Below are 18,639 nucleotides of genomic sequence, written 5' to 3'. Positions count from 1 at the left end.
TACAACAAACTTACTCTAGCTATTTAATAGTGAAGGCATCAACACGTTGGCCATAAGAGATAGATTGTCGTTTATTTGATGGTGATGAGTACTCACCCACTCCCTTAGCAGAGATCCGATTCACATCAATTCCTTTTTGTTGTAAATAACTGGCGACTGCTTGAGCACGGCGTTCCGATAGTTTTTGGTTATATACTGTTGAACCTATTGGGCTTGCGTACCCCTCAAGACGCACCGATAACGTTTGATTGTTGTTTAATGTTTCAACCAAAGTAGTTAATTGTTGTGGATCACGTAACTCTATAGAATCAAAATTGAATAAAATATGCGTTCGATATATCTGATCACCATCTTGCGCTTGTATGACCACTGGGCTCTCTTCAACTGGCTTTTCAACTGGTCTAACGATGCTCGTCGTATCGACTGGCGTTGCAGATATCATGCGTATTTCTGTTGTTGGTTGCGCTTCTTTACCGCCAAACGACCAGATTAACTCGAGTAAAGTAGCGCTATGATCCATTTTATAATCGTTACCGACCGAATCAATATACTGATAAGTTAAGCCTATACTGAACGTTTCATTAGGATGATAATGAATGCCACCGCCGATGAGTTGAGATATTCCTTGTTCAAAATGATCATTTTCGGTTCCAAACCATGCAGCTGCCCCCAGCTTCAGAGACACATCCAATTGAGGCATTGCAGGGTAAATTATCCGGCCACTAACAATGGCTTGTTGGAAATCATATTCATACAGACCTGAATCAATTTTAACGTGCTTATCTCCCAAATATTGATAGTCTAACTGAGTGGCAAAATAGTCGTTATAACGATAACCCACCAACAAACCACCTATGAATTCGTCACTATCCGAAAATACATCATTTTGATACCCGCCATATCCAAGTTGTAATCCCGTATAAAATGCAGGTGCGGTTTGAGCGTAAACAACAGGTGAACTCAAAGCCGTAACAAGCACGACAACAACGGGATTGAGCCTAATTATCGGTTTCATTATTGTTCCTTATTTAGATCTGATTACTTAATGATGGTGGAAGGTTGAGCTAGTACTTTAATATGTATAATTATAGATAAGCTAAAGTAAATACTATCGGAACAGTAAACGCCCCTGCACTAGCAGTAGGAGTAACGGTTGCGTCAACTTCTAAGGAGCAGGTTCGACTCAATGTATTTTGTTGCGACAGACAAAAAGCACTATTATTATCAAACACCACTTCTGTGCCATTGTCTTTTAATGTCATCCATGCTCCCGACGTTAATTTTACCTTGCGATTGTCGCCAGTAATTAAATGAGAAGTACTCGCCGTTAACGCATTGGTAAATCCGGTATTGCTACATTCAAGCTCTATGTCAATATTTCCGATTGTAGTAGACGAGTTAATCAACAAATGCCCTAGTTCATAACTTGCAGGTGCATTTACATTACAGGTAACTTTTATATAATTTATCTTGAATTCTATATAAACCGATGGACCAGTAGTCATGGCTGACATCGCTTGTGGAATATTAGCTGCACCAAACAAGAAGCACATCACACCTAAGTAATATCTAAGCTTCCTCAAATTGGTAAGTTGAACTGTACTTATACGCTTACCATATTGTTTGCGGATTGGCATACAAAAAAAACAACCACATTTGTACATCGGCAGTACCTCCCACGTAAGTAAAGATAAAAGTAGACGTACCATAAAATTCATCATTCCGTCTCTTTTAGCCACAAGCACTGATTTTGATTTTTAGTGACATCACACGAATACTGACGTACTCCACCAAAATCATCGATGGCCGAAAACTTCACATTTTTGGTGCTAACACTAGTATTGGGTAATACTATTTGAGTTTGACTAAAAGGCGCCATCCGATTTAACGCCTTAGTGGCGAGAGATGGGTCATTATTAATGGACATAAAAGCGAAATAATAAGGGGTTGGATTTTTAAATACCCATGCCTCTCCTTGCCTCTTAATGTTGACCTGTTCTTCTGCTCGGTCGCGACCATCTTCAATGGATTTAGGGCGATACATCATTTTTACAATAATGCGCGATGCCATAACTAGTACATTACCACTTAAACTGTCATCTTCAGGCACAGGTGGTATTTCTTGCACATTAATAGTAAATAATGATTCTCTGTCTTTTTTAAAGGAATCGTCATCTAATTTTGATACTTGTACCACTTGTTTTCCGCCATTCGGTTTGATGGTAAATACACTCGGTGTGACAGAAAAAGGGATAGTGGCCGTATCTTCAGTATTTTCTATCCAGAACTGCGCACCATAAGCGGTATCTGCATAGTTTTGTACCGCAACCGGAATGGCTCTATCACTTTCGTTATATATAAATCTTGTCCCCATTAGCACTAACGCACTGTGCGCCGAAAAACTCACGCTTATTGTTAAACCTAATAAAATTAATACAATTGGTCTGTTTTTATTCACATATCACCTCAAAAATCTTGGATAAATTTGGTTCAATAGCACTTAAATTAACGTGGCATTGCCCATTTTTTTGTTGTACGGAAACAAGCTGAACAGGTTTGTCTTGTAATGCGATAGTAATCATTCCTGTAGGTGCAATACTTCCTAAATAGTATTCTTGATAGGCAACATCGCCACTGTCTAGTTTTTGTCCTTGGGTATCTTGTATTAGTAATGTAAAACGATAGATTTTCCGATTTTTAACAACGTGATGTAAAATAGCACCTTCAACAGGTTTAACATTATGAGAAGAGGTATCCATTTCTGCCCAAATAGGCACAGATCCCACATCAGTACTCAGGCTGTTTTCTTGATAAGGACGTAAATTGACTAATCCGAAGCCATTTGAATTAGTGAGAGCACCATTGACTCTCACATCATCCAATCCATTCGTATCAATTATCGCAATCGTGTCGTTGTTACTACGCGAAAATAACAAACCGCTAGGCTGAGTCCATACCATCGCACCACTTGCTCCTAATGAGAAAGATGAGTAACCGTCATAATAATTGACGCTCGCATTAAATTGTGAGTTGTCATGCATATAGCTAAGATTACTACTCAAGCCATAGTCCCCTACATTGGCACTGTAGCTCAACCGGTTATTAACTTGCCCATTAACAGAAGCGGTCATAGCAAAGTCACTATTAGTGCTTACCGACGCTGACGTACTAACGTAATGAAAGTTCTTGTCAAAATTAAGTGGCAATGAAAACATTAAGTTGCTGGATACATCGTGATGACCGTTATTGTCTGAGTAGCCTACAGAAAGATTACTCCCTACTCGTCCCCATAACGTACTGCTCATTGAAAGCGACGCTCCAAGGTCACTTCTATCTACATTCCAGTAGGTCTGTTGCCACCCCATTAGGTTAAAATTGACTTTCCCTAATTTAGAACTGACTACCGTCTGAAAACGATGTTTTTGTTGTTGTCGGGCACTATCTGATTGTTCTGGATAAAATGAAGAGTAAGTGACGTAATCTTTATCTCGGTAACGATAAGCTGCCAACTGTAAGTGGATCTTTTCAGAAAATTGATATGCGTACTCGGTACCAAAGGTTAGCCCAGTTAAATGTTCACCATTGTCGTACTCTGCTGACGATATCCCACCTTTAAGAGATAGAGAACCATACGACCCTAAATACAATGTAGAACCAAAACCAAGATTCTGATATTTTTCGTCTAGAATCATTCCAAGACCGGCAGTAAAGGAGGAAAAGCCATAGCGACCTTCAGCAAATAAGAAGTTACGATCTGAATCAAATAAATGAGCGATACCTGCTTCTTGATGACGCTTACCAACGGCAACACTGTAGTCGAAATATTCTTCACGTAGCAATGAAGGCATGGACACTAAAGGGTAAATTTTATTTTCTACGTTACCGTTAATATCTTCAATTTCCACCTCAAGATCACCTGATCCATAAACAGTGAAATTGGTGATTTTATATGGCCCTGGAGCGACCACTTCAGAATAAACGATCCTGCCATGTTGTCGTATAGTAATTCGTGAATTACTGTTAGCGATACCAGAGATATCAGGTATAAAACTGGCTGTAGAATCTGACATTAAACGGTTAGAGGTTAAACCAATACCACCAAATGAAACACCATCGACAAAATAACCTGAAGTGTAGCCTTTACCAATCACTACGTCGGCGTTAATACTGGTTAACGGACGTGTAGCGTAAAGGTTAGAAAGGTTGTGTTCTATACTTGATGACTTACTCCATCGACTAGAAAAGTCGGCATGAGTTACCCAATCGAATAAATTCAGTTGAGCATTAAATGAACCGAAACCAGATTGGTAACCCAAACTGTCGAAACTAGTATTAAAATTATAACCTAGTTTTAAACCGTTAATTCCGTGTACAGATTCGTTTATTACTGCCGATTGATCGATATATCGTTGAGGAATTGTAATATTAAGCGAAGGAGCAGAAAGATCAAATTCAACCGTCGCAAAGTCTATCAGGCTTAAATCGATGCATTGTTGTTCTGTTAATATCTGAGAGTACGCTTGCTGAGTTATTTTGATGGATAAACCATTAAAGAATGTTGGACTCAAACAAAATTTGTCTGCATTTTCTTCTTCTGAACTAATAACTAATTCATGCCGCCCCATCGATTTATTATTGACAGTAATCATCGCAAAATAACGGCCCGCAATAATGCCACTAGCAGAACGAAGTGCTTTCGGGTTTTGATTCGAACCTTGTAGAAATGACGTATTAAATTGATATGCGTATGTTTCCTCTGCATACGCAGCCGCACTAAAAGACTCGAGAAACAACGATAATAAAGTAAAAATTAGCGTCACTGATAAGTTCAATTTTGCCGGCTTAATAAGTAGATTGAAGTTTACAAGCATGGTTCGCCTTACCCGTGATTCATTACCTTAGATATTGCAATTATCATTAATAACTTATAACAATATGTGCCTAAAAGTTGACAACTCAAACCTCTACCAAACGGTAGAGGTTTGAAATAGCTATTAAAGATATGCGACGCTATAAGTCGCTGTTGTGTTAAATTGACCAGGTGTAGTGCTAGACGTCATTTTTGCTTCAAATGGCATACCCGTACCTACTTCTGTTGAAGTAAATGGTACAACTGTAGTAGTTGATGTTATTGCTACATCTCCAGTTGCTGGTTTGCCTGTTAAGGTCATTGTGGTTCCAGTCGCTGTAGCCGACGCACTATTATCAAAGCCAGTTGCTGTCATAGTAGGACCTGACCAAGTTACTTCTGCACCTTTTGTAGCCGCACATTCTCCGCCTGTGGTAGCTTCAGATATAATAGTAAATTCAACTGCCGAACCAGTTGAACTTGTTGCAATAGTACCTAAATCAACAATATTACTTGGTGTATCAACGCCACCAACTTCAATAGACACATCACAAGTAACACTAGTAACTACACCAACAAAATTTACTGTGTCACTTGATGCGTGAGCTACTGTTATTGACGAAGCCACTAATGCCGCAGCGAGAGTAATTTTATTTAATTTCATACGTTTTCCTTTCCTATTAAAAAATATTTGACTCAGAAATACATTAGATTCACGAGTAACAAACACATTGATTGAGTATTCACTTAGTTGATATTTATGAAGTCAAAAAAACAGCCAAATAACATCTACACCTATAAACCACGGCATATCCATCCTGTGAACCAAGGCACTATATTGATTTTTTTGAGTTATTTGATTATCACTTGCTCAAGGGAAAATTTTCGGTTCTGCTAAAACCTTAAAATTATGCATATTATTTAATAAGTTATATAAGCTCATATGAGCGATTATTACCCTACATATGAGCTCAGTTTGTAAAAATGGGATAAATCTAAGCCTATAAGACCAAGGAATTATGAGGACACACACATTAATCAGTACCACCAGTTTTTTGTTCTTATTGAGGTAAAATTTGCCCAACGTAAGTGCAGTTAAGCCACATTTCGCACACAAATGAATAATAAAGTATGCTATTCTAAATTGAGAACAAATTATCAAGGTAATAAAAAGCCATCATGAACAATAACTTACAACTATTCAAAAACATAGCGTCCTTTTTGGCACAACAAATGCAAGATTGTGAATTCGTAATACATGATTTGAGCAACCTAGAGCGTTCAATTGTATTTATTGGTAATGGGCATATTAGTGGGCGAACTGTTGGCGATTCTGCGACAGATTTAGTATTGAGGGTGCTCAAAGATAAAGAGTTCTTGACCAAAGATTACACCGATATCTATAAAAGTGTATCGTCCACTGGTAAAGCATTTAATTCATCGACATTTTTTATAAAAGATAACAATGAGTTAGTTGGGTTACTTTGTATTAATCAAGATTTAACTAATTATCAAAATATGTTTGATGCTTTGGGAGGGATATTAAGGACATCTAATCCTGCTAGACCTGCTGCGGTATCTGAGCGATTGGTTCCGTCTGTTTCTAGCTTGCCAACCAATGTGATTGAAGAGGTATTTAACAAAAAAGTGTCTAACGTGACACGATTGACCAAAGAAGAAAGAATGGAAGTTATTAAGGAATTGGATAAAAAAGGCATCTTCCTTCTCAAAGGCTCTATTAGCGAAGTAGCGAAAACGTTAAAAGTTTCAGACGCAACTATGTATCGCTACTTACAAAAAATTAAGTAAAATTTTTTACCAAAAATTGATAAATTTTTATCAGGAAGATTTTTTATTATTATCTATAGGGATATTATGGAATTTATTAATACTACCGAAGCTCCTGCACCAATAGGTGCTTATGCTCAAGCTACTGCATATAATGGCGTGATTTATGTTTCCGGGCAATTGCCTATAGACAGTAAGGGAGAAATGGCAAAAGACGTGCGAACGCAGACCAAGCAAAGTTTAAACAATATATTGGCTATCTTGCAGTCTCAGGGTTCAAAAAAAGAAAATATCCTCAAGGTTCAAGTGTTTACTACTGATCTCAATTCTTTCACAGAAATAAATGAAGAATATCAATCGTTTTTCGGAGAACACACTCCTGCCAGAGCGGTAGTTGAGGTTAGCGCACTGCCTAAAGGCGCAATGGTTGAAATTGACACCATTGCGATAGAGGGAGAATAACTATGAATAAACATATGAAGGATGCGTTTGCCTCTGTCTCAGGTGGGCTATTCGACGAAGTAATCAAAGCAGATGTGGGTGAAGGCGCCGGTAAAATTCTTGAATCTGGTGGGACAATTCTAGCGTGGGCCGATCCTGATTTCCCTGACCCAGCGATGCCAAAAAGTGTCCAAAATGCGCTAATGGAAAGTGTCCAATTGGGAATTTCATCACACTATGTTATGCCAATAGGACCGCGTGAATTACGTGTTGCTATTGCCAATAAAATACAGAGCCAAACCGGCTTAAATCTCGATCCTAGTCGTAATATTATTGTTACTCCTGGGTCTGATTCAGGGTTATTTTATGCCATGTATCCTTTTTTAGAAAAGGGGGACGAAGTCCTAATCCCTACGCCAACGTATCCAAACAATCTTGTTAACGTGTCGTTGATGGGTGCCAACGCAGTGCAAGTGCCTACATCACCACAAGATAATTACCAAATACGTCGAGCAGATTTAGAAAAACACCTCACGCCAAAAACCAAAATGTTAGCAATTTGTCATCCAAACAACCCAACGTCGGTTGTTTATCGTGAAGATTCGATAATGGAGATTTGTGAATTTGTTATCGAAAACGATCTTATTCTTGTATGTGATCAGGCATTTGAGGACATCATTTTTGACGGTATTAAATTTGTCAGCCCAGCAGCTATTGAAGGAATGCTAGAAAGAACCGTGACCGTATGTTCTCTATCAAAAGGCTATGGTTTAAGCGGTCTTCGTATTGGATACATTTACACCAGCGACAAACTTATCGACAAATATTACGGTGCAGCGGTCAACATACTCGGCGCACCTTCTCATTTATCGTGTGCCGGTGCATTAGCCGCACTAAACGACCACTCTATTATCGCAGAACGAACAACTCGGTTAGAAAAACGTCGAGACATGATTACCGATATATTTAATAGCATTCCGGGAGTTGAATGTAAAAAACCAGAAAGTGGTATTTTGCAGTGGCTTGACGTGAATGCTGTTGGAGATGGTGAGGAGATCACTCAATTTGTACTTAAAGACCAAAATGTTTTGGTCAATCCTGGTGGCCAATATGGAAAAGGATTTGAAGGCCACCTTCGCCTGATTTACGGATGTTTCCGTGATGATGAGAAAATAATCGAAGCTTGTGAGAGGGTAAAAGATGGGATCATTAACTTTAAATAACGTGACAAACAGTTCGGTAAAGGAATTACCAATGTTTAACAATCAAGCAATCGCCTTGCTTCCGTTAAGCTTCTTTTTTATTTCCTGTATTGTGCTTTTTTCTCACTATATGACGTACGATATGCATGTTCTAGCGGGAGCCGCATTTATCGGGCTGATGTTGACTAGCCTGGTGGCATCAAATAGAACCGCTTATTGGGATTCAGTTCTAAAAGGGATAGCAAGTAAAGAAAGCGTCACTATTTTCTTATTATTGCTGCTAATAGGAATGTTTTCGCAAATGATTAAAGTCAGCGGTTTATCTAATGGCTTGATTTGGTTTGCACAATCTTTCGAATTTTCATCAGGTGGATTTGTTGCATTCTCGTTTATTGCCGTATGTATCGTTGCAACCGCCACTGGTTCTTCAATCGGGACCATGTTTGCTGCGTTTCCTGTCTTTTATCAAACCGGTATTGCTCTAGGTGTCGATGAAGCGGTTTTGGCAGGCGCAATTGCTTCGGGTTGTATTTTTGGCGATAACCTTGCACCAATTTCCGATACAACCATTGCTTCTGCATCAACCCAAATCGTCAAGAAAACTGGACAATCGGCAGATATTGGTGGCGTAGTGCGTTCACGATTCAAATACGCCGCCGTTGCCGCGGTGTTGACTACCATATTATATTTAGTGATAGCCCCTGAAACCACACTAACTTATACCAGTGAGGCGTTAGAGTTCTCGCCTTATAATTTGTTAATGTTAATTCCCGTTATCGTGCTATTAGTTGTTTCTAAGCTAACCCATAATATTTTTATTGCAACAAGTGTGGCGCTAGTCTTCGGTTGCGTATTAGGGCTTGTTACTGGGATTTTCGACGGCTCTCAACTTTTCCATTCCGATGGTTCTTTAGGTAACCATGCTTCTGGTTTTTTAGCCGACGGTATTAAGGGAATGATGGGCACGGCGATTCTTGTTGTATCTATTTTCGGTATTATGGGTGTGATTAAAAATGCAGGTATCATCGAAAGTCTTACCAAGACTCTGATGTCTTCATCACTATGTAAAACACCGAAAGGTTTTGAAATCGTCAGCGCCATTGTTATTAATATCGTAACCATGTTGTTTGGCGGAGTAACTAGTGCAACGATTCTATCTGTTGGCCCTATAATTAATGAAGCAGGACAACAACTAAATATTCACCCATACCGCAGAGCAAATCTTTTGGATGGTTTTTCTAACTCCTTGGCATTAGTCATTCCATTCTTTAGTGTGTTCGTCTTTATTGCCGCAGCATTAAGTGGTGTCGAACCAAACGCGGTAGCGGCTGCCTTCTTATATCCTGTTATGCTGTTCATCGTATTATTTGGTTCAGTTATAACTGGAATAGGTTTCAAAAAAGAATCATAGCGATAAGTAAATATCAGGCGATGTCTTGCTTGTATACCAAGACATCGCCTATGTTAATCGCAACTTTGATACAGGGACACACACCTTATAACTGGAAGCTAAACTAATATTTTAAAGGTGCCTGTCCCCTTATAAGAGGAAGCTAAACCAACACTTTAAAGGTGCCTGTCCCCTTATCTACCCTTATCTATCAGTTGAAACAAACACCTTGTTTGACAATTGATGGTGCGCGCTCCACTAACACTTCTCCGTTGCGCACAGACCACAGAACATCAGCTTGTTCACGAATGACAGTTGCATCATCTTGGCCTTGTAAAATAATAAAGTTGGCTGGTTTACCAATTTCTATTCCGTATTTATCGGTAATGTTCATCACTTGGGCGCCATTATCGGTAATAAAATCGAGCGCTGTTTTGAAATCATCGTATCCCATCATATGGCAAGCGTGCAGTGCAAAGTCCACCTGACGAAGTAACTTGCCGTTACCTAAGCTATACCAAGGGTCTTGAATTGAATCTTGAGCTAGTGCGACATTTATTCCTGCATCACGTAACTCTTTAACTCGGGTGATTCCGCGTCGTTTCGGGAAGGTATCAAAACGACCTTGTAAGTGAGTGTTTTCTGTCGGACACGAAACAAAATTAATACCAGACATTTTTAATAATCGAAATAATTTCGAACAGTAGGCATTATTATATGAGTGCATAGCCACTGTATGGCTGGCGGTTACTTTGCCTTTCATGCCAGTTTCTAACGCTGCGGTTGCAAGGACTTCCAAAAACCGGGAACTGCCGTCATCAATTTCATCGCAATGTACATCAACAAGCTTATTGTGTTTTTTAGCTAAATCCATCACCCAACGCATTGACTCTACGCCATATTCTCTGGTGAATTCAAAGTGTGGAATACCACCAACAACATCGGCACCGATGTGTAACGCCTGTTCCATTAACGCTTTACCATTAGGGAAAGACAAAATGCCTTCTTGTGGAAAGGCGACTATTTGTAAATCCAAGTAAGGCGCTAACGTCTTTTTTAACGGTACGATTGCCTTGAGAGCTGCTAAATCGGGGTCTGTCACATCTACATGGGTGCGTATATATTGAACACCATGACTAATTAATAATTCAGCCGCTTTTAGTACTCGGCTCTGTACGTCTTGTTCATTGAGCATCGGTTTTCTTTCCGCCCAACATTCTATCCCTTCAAACAAGGTTCCACTTTTATTCCATCGTGGTTCACCAGCCGTTAACACAGCATCTAAGTGGATATGTGGCTCAACCAAAGGAGCACAAATCAATTGTTGTTGAGCATCAATATCACAAGGCTCTTCACTGACACCTTGTTGTTGAGTAATTTGAGTAAAATAACCATTAATACATTCAATTGTATATAAACAGGTTTGATGTCTCATACGGGCGTTGATGATTTTCATAAGGCTCCTTGATGGGATTCTGTTTGCGGCAAAATAAAGGACTCGATAACGAGTGCGTTTTGTATCGCTAATCGATTGCCTGCATCGTCTAGTGAGAGATGTGTTCTTTGTTCAAATTTCTGAATTCTTGCGGTCACCGTATTACGATGGATACCCATATCTGACGCAGTACTTCTAACCGAACATAAATTGGTGAAATAACAGCGTAGAGTTTGCTTAATCTGTCCCACATCTTCACCATTCAATTGATAATAGGGACCAAGATATCGATGACAAAAATCATGCAATCGTTCAATATCATCAACAGCAGCAAATAACTGTTGCAAACCGAACGTTTTATAGTGAAAGACTTGTCCGCGGAAGTGTCGGTGGATAAATTCAGTGCACTGTTTAGCTTGAAATGCGAGGCGATTTAACTTACTTAACGTAAACCCATCACTAACACCAATACTCGATAAAAGTTGTTTACTGTGCAACATAGAATGTAGATGTTGCCATGCCCCCATTTTTGCCTGATTATTATCATCCTTATTTTTTACCAAACAAAGTAGCCACCCTGTTCGATACTCGATTACAGGGAAAGGGCTTTTTTGATCTGCAATAAATTCTCTCAGTACAAATTTCCATGATTCTATACTTTTACTTGCGCTGGTATTTGGCAATACCATTGCCATCGATAATTCACTGTCGTGCGGCAAGCCAATATCTCGTGCCTGTTCCAGAGCTATCGCTTCGGCTTCTGTTGGGTTTTCTACCAATTGGGTTAAAAACCATTCTTTTGACCGCTGAGCAAAGGTACTTTGGATAATGGCGTTGGAGAGTCTTTCTGTCACCACAACCATTGGTAGTGAAAAAGGTTGTTCTAATAACGGTAATTGATGCTCATTGGCTAAAGTCACCCAATCTAGATTTAACGCAGATATATGTGCCGAACCAGTTAACAGAATAATCGCCGCTGCATTTTTATTCTTTGCAGAATGAAGCAGACAAATAAACTCGTCATCTGTCCAACTACGATTGATACCCGTAATAAAAATTACTTCGCCACCCACTAACCACGGGTCGAGTTCGTGATCTTCGGCAAGATAAGGCCAACGAATGGCCTTATCTGCGAATTCTGCACCTGCGCGTATACGTATTGATTCCAACCCTTTTATAGTCGGAATATCTCGTACAGTAATCATTAATTACTACCCAACCTTAATCTCCGAACGTTGAGGAGACAACACTGTAACTAAGACGACATAACTGATACTCGCCACTAGCATACCGATAATAGGAGGGACCCATGGAGAAAAATAGGCGGCTAATGAACCTAATGCGTATGCAGCTAACCCTTTTGTATCAAAATTAGGCAATTCAATATCAGTCAGTTTAGGTGGATTTCCTTTATATACTACCCAAAAATTGGTCATTATGATGGCACCAATTGGTGGGATAAATGTACCCAATAAAATCAAAAATGGAATGAGATAATTGTACATACCTAAGATGGCTAATAACGTACCAATCGCCCCACCAATGACCGTAATTAAACCACGCTTATCGGTACGGAATAGGTTACAACCCGCCGCAGCGAAGTTATAAATCGTATTGTCCTGAGTTGTCCAAATATTGGCAAACAACATTAAGATAGCTGTAACCATGAAACCCTGCGCAACTAGGATATCGACAATATCAGACTGTTGATAAATCATCGCGCCAAACGCTCCAATGAATACCATAAGTCCATTGCCAACAAAGAATGCGGCTAAGGTAGATACCACCGCTATTTTTCCTGTTTTTGAAAAACGACTCCAATTAGTCGCTTGCGTGCCACCACTAATGAAAGTTCCGATCACAACGGTAACCGCGGCACTAACACTCATACTCTCTTGTGGTGCAATATCAAATAAAGCCCCTACTCCGCCTACGTCGACTAATCCTGTATAAAAACAAAGTCCAATAAATGCCAACATCGCTGGAACAGAAATCTTAGACAGCAATTCCATTGCACGATAGCCAATAGAAGCAGTAATACAAAAACCAAAACCAAATAAAACCATCAAAGGTATTTGCCATGTTTCATCAATACCAAGCAATTTTGTTAATACAATTGCTATTGTAGCGACTCCCCATGCATACCAACCAATTTGTGTAAAACCGAGTACAAAGTCGGATAATTTACTACCAAATTCACCAAAACAATAGCGACCCAACAACACCGTGTTCAGTCCTGTTTTATAGGCAATATACGCTAACGCGGCAGCATAAGTTCCCAAAATTAGGTTACCTATCACTAAAATCACAAGCAGTTCATTTAATGAAAATGCAGCACCTAAACTCCCTCCAGCCCACATAGTTGCAGTAAAAAAAGTGAACCCTGCCAGCATAACGGACATAGAAATAAGCCCCTTACGACTTCCAGCAGGCACAGCACTGAGTGGGTAATCGTTGTTTCCTTGCATAATGTAGTTCCCTTACATTGAGTGTGTAATAAAAGCCTACAATCTTTGTGCCACTTTAACTGTATAAAAATAGCGCAAAATTGGTACAAATCCACAAACAATAACTGTACCAACTGCACTTGTTGAATAATGCAAAGTGTACGACATGCACTAAGTTAGCCTAAGTTGCACCAGTGAGGAGCCAATGATAAAGAGCCGACCCTATCGGGACAGGCATCATTATTCGACCCTATCGGGACAGACACTTTAATCAACACAGGCATAACCAACAGAAACGAATGGAAACCAATAGGGACAGGCATCATTATTCCGTACTAAAAATAATGAGAGTGACTATTTCTAAAGGTGCCTGTCCTTGTAACATGGTTGTTGCAAAGGTGCCTGTCCCTGTAAAACAGACCTGAAATTGACTAATTTAACTATTTATTCTTCTTTAAAGGAAAAATGTCCGTTCTTTTTGTTTTCATCGCTAGCAAACTGAGAAAAGGAACAATAACAGAAAATGGAATTTACTATGTCTATCATTATGAGTTTAATCGGCATCGGATCGCTGATACTTATTGGCTTTCTATGCTCAGAAAACCGCAACAAAATTAACTTTCGAACCGTTTTACTTGCACTATCTATACAAATAGCTCTAGGCGCATTTGTTATGTATGTCCCCTTAGGGATGAAAATCATTGAATATCTTAGCCATGGTGTGAACGATATTATTGGTTTTTCAAATGCAGGATTAAAATTTGTTTTTGGCGATTTGGCTGATTACAAAATGGGCTTTATCTTTGCCATCAATGTACTTTGTGTGGTTGTATTCGTCTCTGCACTTATTTCGGTACTGTATTATTTAAAAATAATGCAGTTCATTATCAATACAATTGGTGGTGCGTTATCCAAAGTATTAGGTACAAGCAAAGCAGAATCTCTCTCCGCTACCGCTAATATTTTTGTTGGGCCGATCGAAGCACCATCTATGATTCGTCCTTTGGTTAAAAGAATGACTCGTTCTGAGCTGTTTGCTGTAATGACCGGAGGTTTAGCCAGTGTGGCAGGCGGCACAATGGTTGGTTATATCAATTTAGGTATTGATCCAACTTACATCCTCACAGCTTGCTTTATGACCGCACCAGCTGGACTACTTTTTGCCAAACTAATGTGCCCTCAAACCGAACCTGAACTGGTCAATAATGAGGTTGATATTCATTCAGCGGATAAACCTAAGGGCTTATTAGAAGCGATTACCGATGGCTCAACTATTGGTATGAATCAGGTCATTATCGTGACAGCTTTGCTTATTTCGTTTGTTGCGCTTATCGCTCTACTAAATGGAATTATCGGCGGTGTCGGTAACCTTGTCGGTATTGATGCACTCACCTTGGAAATTATCATTGGTTACTTACTTGCACCTTTAACATTTTTAATGGGTGTACCGTGGTCGGAGGCCGTAACAGCGGGTTCTATTATTGGACAAAAAATTGCCATCAACGAATTTGTTGCTTACATCAACTATTTAGACATTGCCGAGCAACTATCAGCCAAAACACAAGCCATCGTCATCTTTAGTTTATGCGGTTTTGCCAATATTGGTTCTCTAGCCATGGTGGTTGGTGGTATTGGTGCGATGTGTCCTGATAAACGAGAACTCATTTCCGCTATCGGGCCTCGAGTCTTACTTGCTTCTATTTTGGCTAATCTGATGTCTGGCACTATTGCTGGTGCTCTTATTTCACTCGGCTAACCTCATTTATCATTCAGGATCAGATGTTATCTTGTGCTCTGCCGCTTTACGCGCAAACGCAAGGGTAACATCTGTCCTACTGATTATCTTCAGTTAAGGAATATTATGTCTACTCCTCATATCAATGCGAACAAACACGATTTCGCAGAAACAATTATTATGTCTGGCGACCCACTAAGAGCCAAATATATCGCTGAAAAGTATTTAGACAACGTACGTGAAGTAACCAATGTCAGAGGCATTCTCGGTTTTACTGGCGTCTATAAATCTATGCCTATTTCTGTAATGGGGCATGGTATGGGCGGCCCATCAGCTTCTATCTATTTCCATGAATTAATGGCTTATTACGGTGTGAAAAATATTATTCGCGTGGGCAGTTGTGGCGCAATTTCTGACGATGTACAACTAAAAGATTTAATTATTGCGCAAGGTGCATGTACAGATTCAAAAATCAATCGTATCCGATTTCGAGACCATGATTTAGCCGCACTAGCAAACTTTGATCTGTTACACACCTGCTATCAAGTGGCAAAACAACGCGGCGTCAACTACAAAGTAGGCAACATTTTTTCATCTGATCTATTCTATCGCCCTGATGAAGATTATTATCAGCTAATGCAAAAGTATGGAATATTAGGGGTAGAGATGGAGATCAATGCTCTGTACGCATTAGCAGCAGAACATAATTGCCGAGCCCTTGGGATCTGCACCGTAACAGACCATATTGTTAATGAATTGCACCTTAGCTCAGATGAACGTCAAACGGGGCTAAATGAAATGGTCGAAATAGCACTGGAAACTGCACTAACATTTTAGTCTAGATGGAGTAAGGGTTTGGTTTTAGATGAAAATACAGTGTACAAAAACCAAGCCTATCAATAGGAATATTTATGAAACATGCCATTCTCGGGTCTATTTTTCATACACCAGTATTAGGCTCGTTTGAACACCTTGCCGACGCACTGATCATTTTTGACAGCGATACCGGTGTAATTGAGCGAGTAGTTAACCCACAAGATCACGATTATGCGAGCAATGTTGAACATTTCTCAGCTATCGGGCAATTAGAAAAGCTGTCACCTGGGCAAGTTATACTGCCGGGCATGATCGATCTGCATATTCATGCACCTCAATGGCCACAAGCAGGAAAAGGGTTGGATCTCCCACTTGATGAATGGTTACAAACCTATACCTTTCCACTAGAAAGCCGTTACAAAGATATTGATTTTGCCAAAAGTATTTATCCTGATCTTATAAACACATATTTGTCTCACGGCACTACAACCGCCGTTTATTTCGCGACGGTTGATGTTGAATCTTCAACTTATTTGGCACAAGAATGCTTGAATCAAGGTCAACGAGCGTTCGTAGGAAAAGTAGCGATGGATGATGTAGACATGTGTCCTGATTATTACAAAGATGAAAATTATCAAGCATCTATCGATCTTACTGAACAATTTATCAACAATGTAAAAAATCTAGAACAGAATAACGGCTTAGTTGAGCCCATTGTTACTCCTCGCTTTGTGCCGACCTGCTCAAAAGACGCAATGCATGGTCTTGGTTCTCTTGCAAAAAAATATGATTGCGCAGTGCAAACACATGCCAGCGAAAGCGATTGGGCAAGAGACTTTAGTGCTGATAAATACGGTAAAACAGATGTAGAACTATATGAAGAAGCCGGGCTTCTTGGACCAAAAACATTGCTAGCGCACTCTATTTTCTTAACAGATGACGATATAGATATTGTGCAAAAACACAAATCATCTATCGCGCACTGCCCGCTCTCGAATATATTTTTTGCCAATGCCGCTCTGCCCTGTCGAGAATTATTAGACAAAAAAATTCAAATCGGTTTAGGTTCTGATGTCGCTGCATCCCCTTATCCTTCATTATTTAGATCATGTTTTGATGCAGTAACGCATTCGAGAGCACGTGAAAATGGAACGGACTATACATTAACAGGCTCAGAAAGAGGTACAGCAGATAGCAGAATCACTTTATTGGAAGCCTATTGGATGGCAACCACCGGTGGGGCTAAGACGTTAGGCCTAAATACAGGTGTAATGAGTACAGGCCGACTGTTCGATGCGATATGTGTCGATACAACGCATGAAGATTTTAATATTCATATCAACTTAGATAGCATTCAAGATATTTTTGAAAAAATCATTGCCTATACTAACAGAAGTAATATTATGAAAGTCTGGGTAAATGGTCAGGTTGTCAAACCGATGAAATAAACTATCAGTGGCACCTTAATTATCGTTCTATTTATAAGCAGTTTTTGGTGTCATTTTGCAAAATATTATATCTATACTTGAATCCTCTGAGATCCCTGAAAAAAATTATCAAAAAGGCAGTTATTTATTAGAGCAATCTGTAGAAGTTTCTTCTTTGTTATTTTGTGTAAATGCTAACTTAACTATTTCTTACATTAATAGTAACGGTAACGAATTCATCTTAAAAATTAAGGAAAACTACACAGGATTTTTAGGAGAAATGGAGTTTTTTCAAACTGATAACCACTCATTGTTTAATGTAAAATCCAATCAACCTGGTACGTATTACAAATTAAATAAGCAGCAAGTATTAAACGTTCTTTCTACCAATACCGAAGTTTTTTCTGATTTGATGGAATTAATTACAAAAAGATATAACACCAATGTCAAAAAACTGATTGAGAGATTAACTCAACCAACTCGAACGAGTATTGAAAACCAAATCCTGCAAGCCTATAACCTTTCTAACCATGATTTTTTCGAGCTATCTTCAACTTTAAATTCGAAAAAATTAGGTATTACCTCTCGTACTTATCGAAGAATTATTCATGAATTAATTAATGAAGGAATATTAGAGAAAGAAGGACGCCGATATAGATTAATAGGACAACTACAAACCGGATAATTTATCAGAACTTATCAGAGAACTTATCAGGACAGGCACCATAACTTTAGAGTTAATTTATCGGGACAGCCACCTTATGAAACAAACTAACCGTTTGCATTAAAAAACAAATCATCACTCGAAACGCGATTAATTGTTTATCTGCTCTCAACGTATTTCCGTTATATTGGTTGCTGTACCTAACACAGGAAGCATCCATGACCACTGCAAGAAGCCAACAAGTTTGCATTGACGCCACCCCTTATTATCACTGCATTTCTCGTTGTGTTCGCCGCTCTTTTCTATGTGGTTATGATGCCTTTTCACAAACAAGTTACGAGCATCGACGAGATTGGATTGAATCTCGCATCAAAGCGCTCACCACTGTCTATTGTATCGATATTTGCGCTTATGCGGTGATGAGTAATCACTACCACCTTGTGGT

The 18,639-nt window shown here is 39.3% G+C and carries 16 protein-coding genes and 1 pseudogene; 9 read left to right on the top strand and 8 right to left on the bottom strand.

Annotation, left to right across the window (positions count from 1 at the left end; translation table 11 throughout):
- Window positions 1-19: 19 nt before the first annotated feature.
- The 5 genes from R3X26_RS15770 to R3X26_RS15750 form a co-directional block, all read right to left on the bottom strand.
- Window positions 20-1,015 carry an OmpA family protein gene (locus R3X26_RS15770; protein ID WP_317718287.1) on the bottom strand — a complete coding sequence of 332 codons (996 nt, stop codon included), beginning with the start codon at window positions 1,013-1,015 and terminating at the stop codon, window positions 20-22.
- A 70-nt stretch (window positions 1,016-1,085) separates the two neighbouring features.
- On the bottom strand, window positions 1,086-1,721 hold the full coding sequence (locus R3X26_RS15765) for a hypothetical protein (RefSeq protein WP_317718286.1): 636 nt from the start codon (window positions 1,719-1,721) through the stop codon (window positions 1,086-1,088).
- Entirely contained in the window at window positions 1,718-2,458 is a 741-nt protein-coding gene (locus R3X26_RS15760) for a fimbria/pilus periplasmic chaperone (protein WP_317718285.1), read from the bottom strand. The genes R3X26_RS15765 and R3X26_RS15760 overlap by 4 nt, the downstream gene beginning before the upstream one ends.
- Complete coding sequence (locus R3X26_RS15755; protein ID WP_317718284.1) at window positions 2,451-4,871, bottom strand: fimbria/pilus outer membrane usher protein; 2,421 nt, start codon at window positions 4,869-4,871, stop codon at window positions 2,451-2,453. The genes R3X26_RS15760 and R3X26_RS15755 overlap by 8 nt, the downstream gene beginning before the upstream one ends.
- A 123-nt stretch (window positions 4,872-4,994) precedes the next feature.
- Window positions 4,995-5,513 (bottom strand): hypothetical protein, encoded by a 519-nt coding sequence (locus tag R3X26_RS15750; RefSeq protein WP_317718283.1) that lies wholly within the window; start codon window positions 5,511-5,513, stop codon window positions 4,995-4,997.
- A 515-nt stretch (window positions 5,514-6,028) separates the two neighbouring features.
- Here R3X26_RS15750 and R3X26_RS15745 point away from each other — a divergent pair.
- The 4 genes from R3X26_RS15745 (at window position 6,029) to R3X26_RS15730 (ending at window position 9,691) form a co-directional block, all read left to right on the top strand.
- The gene (locus R3X26_RS15745; protein WP_317718282.1) at window positions 6,029-6,658 is read left to right on the top strand and encodes a transcriptional regulator; all 630 of its coding nucleotides are present in this window, start codon (window positions 6,029-6,031) and stop codon (window positions 6,656-6,658) included.
- A gap of 66 nt (window positions 6,659-6,724) precedes the next feature.
- On the top strand, window positions 6,725-7,099 hold the full coding sequence (locus tag R3X26_RS15740; RefSeq protein WP_317718281.1) for a Rid family detoxifying hydrolase: 375 nt from the start codon (window positions 6,725-6,727) through the stop codon (window positions 7,097-7,099).
- 2 nt (window positions 7,100-7,101) lie between these two features.
- Window positions 7,102-8,301: a pyridoxal phosphate-dependent aminotransferase gene (locus R3X26_RS15735; RefSeq protein ID WP_317718280.1), complete on the top strand. Its 1,200-nt coding sequence runs from the start codon at window positions 7,102-7,104 to the stop codon at window positions 8,299-8,301.
- A 31-nt stretch (window positions 8,302-8,332) separates the two neighbouring features.
- Window positions 8,333-9,691, top strand: a complete 1,359-nt coding sequence (locus tag R3X26_RS15730) for a Na+/H+ antiporter NhaC family protein (protein WP_317718279.1) — start codon at window positions 8,333-8,335, stop codon at window positions 9,689-9,691.
- 190 nt (window positions 9,692-9,881) lie between these two features.
- Here R3X26_RS15730 and codA read toward each other — a convergent pair whose 3' ends face one another.
- The 3 genes from codA to codB are packed head-to-tail and all read right to left on the bottom strand — an operon-like array spanning window position 9,882 to window position 13,573.
- The gene (gene codA / locus R3X26_RS15725) at window positions 9,882-11,126 is read right to left on the bottom strand and encodes a cytosine deaminase (RefSeq protein WP_317718278.1); all 1,245 of its coding nucleotides are present in this window, start codon (window positions 11,124-11,126) and stop codon (window positions 9,882-9,884) included.
- Window positions 11,123-12,310, bottom strand: a complete 1,188-nt coding sequence (locus R3X26_RS15720; RefSeq protein ID WP_317718277.1) for a PucR family transcriptional regulator — start codon at window positions 12,308-12,310, stop codon at window positions 11,123-11,125. The genes codA and R3X26_RS15720 overlap by 4 nt, the downstream gene beginning before the upstream one ends.
- Before the next feature lie 6 nt (window positions 12,311-12,316).
- The gene (gene codB, locus R3X26_RS15715; RefSeq protein WP_317718276.1) at window positions 12,317-13,573 is read right to left on the bottom strand and encodes a cytosine permease; all 1,257 of its coding nucleotides are present in this window, start codon (window positions 13,571-13,573) and stop codon (window positions 12,317-12,319) included.
- A gap of 514 nt (window positions 13,574-14,087) precedes the next feature.
- Between codB and R3X26_RS15710 the strand changes: the two genes are divergently transcribed.
- The 5 genes and pseudogenes from R3X26_RS15710 to R3X26_RS15690 all read left to right on the top strand — a co-directional run.
- The gene (locus tag R3X26_RS15710) at window positions 14,088-15,308 is read left to right on the top strand and encodes a NupC/NupG family nucleoside CNT transporter (RefSeq protein WP_317718275.1); all 1,221 of its coding nucleotides are present in this window, start codon (window positions 14,088-14,090) and stop codon (window positions 15,306-15,308) included.
- A gap of 105 nt (window positions 15,309-15,413) precedes the next feature.
- Window positions 15,414-16,124: a purine-nucleoside phosphorylase gene (gene deoD / locus R3X26_RS15705; RefSeq protein WP_317718274.1), complete on the top strand. Its 711-nt coding sequence runs from the start codon at window positions 15,414-15,416 to the stop codon at window positions 16,122-16,124.
- A 74-nt stretch (window positions 16,125-16,198) separates the two neighbouring features.
- Window positions 16,199-17,551, top strand: coding sequence for a guanine deaminase (gene guaD / locus R3X26_RS15700; protein ID WP_317718273.1), 1,353 nt, complete (start codon window positions 16,199-16,201; stop codon window positions 17,549-17,551).
- A gap of 55 nt (window positions 17,552-17,606) precedes the next feature.
- A complete protein-coding gene (locus R3X26_RS15695; protein WP_317718272.1) occupies window positions 17,607-18,215 on the top strand; it encodes a Crp/Fnr family transcriptional regulator in 609 nt (202 codons plus the stop codon).
- Window positions 18,216-18,412: 197 nt separating this feature from the next.
- Window positions 18,413-18,639 (top strand): annotated as a pseudogene (locus R3X26_RS15690) (transposase); the annotation flags it as partial.

It is taken from the genome of Vibrio sp. TH_r3 (assembly GCF_033101115.1).
GTDB lineage: Bacteria > Pseudomonadota > Gammaproteobacteria > Enterobacterales > Vibrionaceae > Vibrio.
This window is presented reverse-complemented; position numbering and strand designations above follow the sequence as displayed.